5 protein-coding genes are annotated in these 4,670 nt (G+C 53.2%); 4 read left to right on the top strand and 1 reads right to left on the bottom strand.

Annotated features, from left to right (window positions below; translation table 11 throughout):
* The first annotated feature begins 185 nt into the window (after positions 1–185).
* The 3 genes from IE091_RS18220 (at position 186) to IE091_RS18210 (ending at position 2,909) form a co-directional block, all read left to right on the top strand.
* Complete coding sequence (locus IE091_RS18220; RefSeq protein ID WP_189464313.1) at positions 186–1,097, top strand: DMT family transporter; 912 nt, start codon at positions 186–188, stop codon at positions 1,095–1,097.
* 64 nt (positions 1,098–1,161) lie between these two features.
* Positions 1,162–1,932, top strand: a complete 771-nt coding sequence (locus IE091_RS18215) for a FadR/GntR family transcriptional regulator (protein WP_144980545.1) — start codon at positions 1,162–1,164, stop codon at positions 1,930–1,932.
* A gap of 50 nt (positions 1,933–1,982) precedes the next feature.
* Positions 1,983–2,909 carry a Gfo/Idh/MocA family protein gene (locus IE091_RS18210; RefSeq protein ID WP_189464312.1) on the top strand — a complete coding sequence of 309 codons (927 nt, stop codon included), beginning with the start codon at positions 1,983–1,985 and terminating at the stop codon, positions 2,907–2,909.
* Between the two features lie 11 nt (positions 2,910–2,920).
* Here IE091_RS18210 and IE091_RS18205 read toward each other — a convergent pair whose 3' ends face one another.
* A complete protein-coding gene (locus IE091_RS18205) occupies positions 2,921–3,874 on the bottom strand; it encodes a LysR substrate-binding domain-containing protein (RefSeq protein ID WP_189464311.1) in 954 nt (317 codons plus the stop codon).
* A gap of 130 nt (positions 3,875–4,004) precedes the next feature.
* On the opposite strand from IE091_RS18205, the gene IE091_RS18200 reads away from it, so the two are divergent.
* Positions 4,005–4,628, top strand: coding sequence for an aldose epimerase family protein (locus tag IE091_RS18200; RefSeq protein ID WP_189464310.1), 624 nt, complete (start codon positions 4,005–4,007; stop codon positions 4,626–4,628).
* Positions 4,629–4,670 lie beyond the last annotated feature (42 nt).

Below are 4,670 nucleotides of genomic sequence, written 5' to 3'. Positions count from 1 at the left end.
GCCCAGCCGTTATCAGAGACTTCATAACGTTCGACCATGACGGTTCTCCTATGCAGCTATCGCATAGGCAAATTTAGCAGATATGACTTTTCGTACAAAACCTAGAACCCGCTAGCAAGTATCGTGATGTAGCTCGCCAGCATCCACCTCGAGATAATCATTAAAGGCAAAAGGATAAGCACCAAATGGGTCCGGTGAGTTCCTTATCGCATCGCCAGCAAGGGCTGCTATTGACCGGCAGTGGGGCATTGATCATGGCCCCCGATGCGCTGCTTATCAAGATAGCGGATCTCCCCGACGCTGAAATTTTGATGTGGCGTGGCTTCCTGTCTAGCTTAGGTTTTCTGATGATTGCTCTGCTGCGCTATGGTCGAAATACTCTGTTAGCTTATCGCCGCTGTGGCTGGATCGGTATTGTCGTAGCGTTACTTTTCAGCTTGACTACTTGTGGGTTTGTGCTAGGTAATCAATACACCAGCGCAGGCAACGTGCTGATGATATTGGCCAGCTCGCCGCTGATCGCCGCAGCGTTATCTTGGGTTATCCTCAAGGAGCGCTTGCCCCGTCGAACCTGGGTGGCCATCTTGCTGTGTATGGTGGGTATTTCCTTGATCGCTTTGGATGATGCAGGTGCAGGCTCTTGGATTGGTAACGGCTTTGCTTTAATGGCGGCCACGACACTAGCGGTTAATTTCACCCTTTGCCGCACTCGGCCGGGTGTGGACATGAGTCCAATGTTGGTCTTTAGCGGCTTCCTTGTTGGCATCGTCGCAGGGATGTTTTGGCTGATGGGAAGTGATACCTCATTGCCAGCTGCCAATCAGCTTGCCGTCATGATTCTGTTGTGCCTGTTTATTGTCCCCTGCGGAGTCACGCTGTTGCAGCGCGGACCTCTTTATCTGCCATCCGCTGAAGTAGGGCTGCTGATATTGCTGGAAGTAGTTATTGGTACTTTGTTGGCTTGGTGGATTCTTGCTGAGCAGCCAGCGCCGATGGCAATGGTGGGCAGCACCTTGGTATTGGGTACGCTATTTGCCAAGGGGCTTTATGATCGTCGACTGGAGCTGAGGCTGCGCGGTGGTTCCGTCTCCCCGTGACGGTTACCGTAAGACTAAACTAGTACGTTATGATTGGCCAAAACTGAACCAGGGACTTTTCGTAGTGACGTCATCTCTTATCAAGCCAGCGACTCGTCCCAGTATCGCCGAATATCTCGCCGAGGAGATCTTCGGCGGGCGCTACCGGCCTGGGGACTTTGTGCCGCGTGAAGTGGATCTATGTGAGCGTTTTGCTGTCAACCGCTCAGCGGTGCGCAGCGACCTACGCCAACTGGTGGAGGCGGGTATTATTGAACGTATTTCTGGCCATGGCTCTAAAGTTCGCGAGTATTCAGAGTGGCATATCCTTGATGTACAGGTGACTGACTGGCTTACACGTTACGCCGCACCTAACCCGAATATTCAGCGAGAAATCCTTGCTTTTCGTCTTGATGTTGAGCCCTATGTGGCGATGACAGCAGCAAAGCGCGCTAAGGCGCGTGATCTCGTGGCTATTGAAGAGGCGTTTGAAGGCTTAGGCCAGAACTTGCGTAATGCTACTTGCCAAGAAGAACGCCGCTTACACAGCGAGTGTGACATTGCATTCCATGAGGCTATCTTCAAAGCAACCCATAATATTGTCTGGGCACAGCTATCACATATTTTGCGGCCTTCCATCTATTTGCTGGTCTCAATGTCTAACGAGAGCGCCTCTGATCCAGAAGAGAGTCTCGAACGCCATCGCCAGTTGATGGAAAGTATCCGCCTGAGACGCCCTCGTGATGCATTCCAGGCTGCCCAGGCGGTGTTAGCGGGTACAGCAGAGGCACTGGGGCTTGAGCATAGTACAAGCTCTTTGGGGCGTGGTGTGGAACTTCCTCCCACAAAGCGCTAGGTTTAATAAATCTCCCGCAATTGATTGTTAACTTTGAACAGGGCAAGCGCATGTCAGACATAACGATTGGTCTTGTGGGTGTTGGCAAAATTGCCCGTGATCAGCACCTTCCGGCAATTGCTGCGTCTCCTCACTGCCATCTCGTCGCCACCGCCGACCCCAATGCTTCAGTGGATGATGTTCCGTCCTATGGGAGTTTGGAGGCCATGCTGGATGCACACACTGAAATCGCTGCGGTGGCGATTTGTACGCCAACGCACCTACGTTACTCCCAAGCGCGAAATGCGCTACTGCGTGGCAAGCATGTGCTGCTTGAGAAGCCACCTGGGGCGACGTTAAGCGAGGTGGAAAGTTTGGCCGAGCTTGCTACCGAACACGGCGTTAGCCTGTTTGCCGCTTGGCATTCACGTTTTGCCCCCGGTGTTGCCCACGCCAAGCAGTGGTTGAGTGAGCGCCAGGTTCAACGTGTCAACATCGAGTGGAAAGAGGATGTGCGGTTATGGCACCCAGGCCAAGCCTGGATCTGGCAGCCCGGCGGTATGGGCGTTTTTGATCCCGGCATCAATGCGCTCTCCATTGCTACCGCTATATTGCCCCAGCCATTTTTTCTGCAACAGGCACGGCTGCTGGTGCCCAGTAATGCGCAAACCCCGATTGCAGCGGATCTCTCCTTTACCGACCCAACAGGTGTGGAAATTGAGGCGGCGTTTGATTTTCGCCAGACTGGCCCGCAAACTTGGGATATCCATGTTGATACCGATAGTGCTCGCTTGAGCCTTACTCAAGGCGGATGCCGACTGACGATCGACGATGACGTGATTGTCGATGCCGAAGAGCGTGAATACCCAGGCCTCTATGCGCACTTTGCCGAGCTGGTAGCCCATGGCCGTGGCGAAGTGGATGTGGCGCCACTTCGTCAAGTGGCCGATGCGTTTTTATACGGCCACCGCGAGGTGATCGAGGCATTTATCGAGTAAATGCCACTCGGTTACGTTAAGCCAGTCGCGTTAAGGGCAATAATCTCCCTCAATGTGCTCATTAATGCTGCGGCACCAGGGGAGAGCCGCTGGTGGCGTAAGCTGACTAAACCGTATGGCTGCACGCTAAGCGTCTCGTTGAAGGGCAATAGGTGAAAACGCTGTGGGTTGCATAGCAGGTCAGCAGCTTCGCGGGTAGTTACCGTGATGGTGTCGGATTTGTCGACCAGGGCGAGCGACACCAGCAGGTCAGCGGTATCGACGGTTTGGCTGGGCGGCGTTACCTGATGGTGCAAAAACAGGCTGTCGACCCGCTGGCGCATTAGTGCGCCTGTAGGCTGTAGCGACCAAGGGTAAACTGCCATGCTCGCCAGGCTCAGTGGCGCTTTGTTCGTTAATGGATGGCCCTTACGGCAGACAAAGCAGAGTTCTTCCTCGCCAATCTCTTCAAACACAAAGCGTTCGACATCGACTCCGGCAGGAATACGGGTAATGGCGAAATCCAGTTCGCCTTCCAGTAATCGCGGTACCAGTACTTTACTGACGTCTACATCCACGCTGACCTTTAGTCCGGGTCGCTCTCTATGCGCCCGTTCGATAGCGCTGGTGAGCAGCGTCACCGCCGGGGCCATCACGGTACCCACGGTCACCGTGCCCGCATTCCCCTCCCTTAGCGCATTTAGCTCTTCGCCGGTGTGGTGTAACGCCGAGATCATGCTGTGAGCATGACGAATCATGATCTCGCCGTACCAGTTGGGAGTTAACCCGCGAGGGTGACGATCAAATAGCCGAATACCCAAACTGGCTTCCAGGTCGCTGAGCAGTTTCGACGCGGCGGGCTGGCTCATATTGAGTTGATCCGCAGCACGATGCAGGTTGCGTTGCTCATCCAGCGCTAAAAATAGCTGAAAATGACGCAACTTTAGTCGCACGTTTAAAAACCAGTTCTCGTCAAGAACGCCCATGGCATAAGCCTTTTCTTGTAGTCGATAATAGAAAGTATATTGATAGTGATACATTTGTATATTGGATGGTTATGACGGAATTCTCTACTGTACAAACACAATAATAACCATATCTCCAAAGAGAACGCCGATGTCTCATGTCTATCATTCACTCACTAAAGTGTGGTCGCCGTTGCTGCTCAGTGCGGCTGTGGCAGCCCTTGTACTAAACACCGCGCAAGCGCAGAGCGGTTCTGCATCAACGCCTGACGCCAACGCCAACGGTGCTATTCAGAAGTCCCTGTCTGGTCACTTACCCGATGGCCGTGAGGTCGATGTTTACAGACTGACCAACAGCAATGGTATTGAGCTTCAGGTCACCAACTATGGCGGCATTATCCTGTCATTGAAAACCCCCAATATGGCGGGTGAGTTTGACGATATCGCGCTGGGCTTTGACTCTCTGGAGGCCTACCTTTCTGATGCGTACCGGCAAGCCAATCCCTATTTCGGCGCCATTATCGGGCGGTATGGCAACCGCATTGCCAATGGTCAATTCTCTCTCAATGGGGGTCAGTACACTTTGGCGAGCAATGATGGCAACAATCACCTGCACGGTGGCCAGCAGGGGTTCGACAAAGTGTTGTGGCAGGCCGAACCGTTTGAAAACGATGAAGGCACTGGCTTGGTATTGCGTTATATCAGCGAGGATGGAGTTAAGCTCAGTTCTTGTGTATGGAGGGCAGTAGAGAGGGTGGCGTATCCTGTTGATTGATCTCGCCAGATCACAACCAACATAGGACGGATACGCCATGAG

This window comes from Vreelandella hamiltonii (genome assembly GCF_014651775.1).
Taxonomy (GTDB): domain Bacteria; phylum Pseudomonadota; class Gammaproteobacteria; order Pseudomonadales; family Halomonadaceae; genus Vreelandella; species Vreelandella hamiltonii.
The sequence above is the reverse complement of the archived record's forward strand: the minus strand, read 5'-3'. Positions and strand labels throughout refer to the sequence as shown.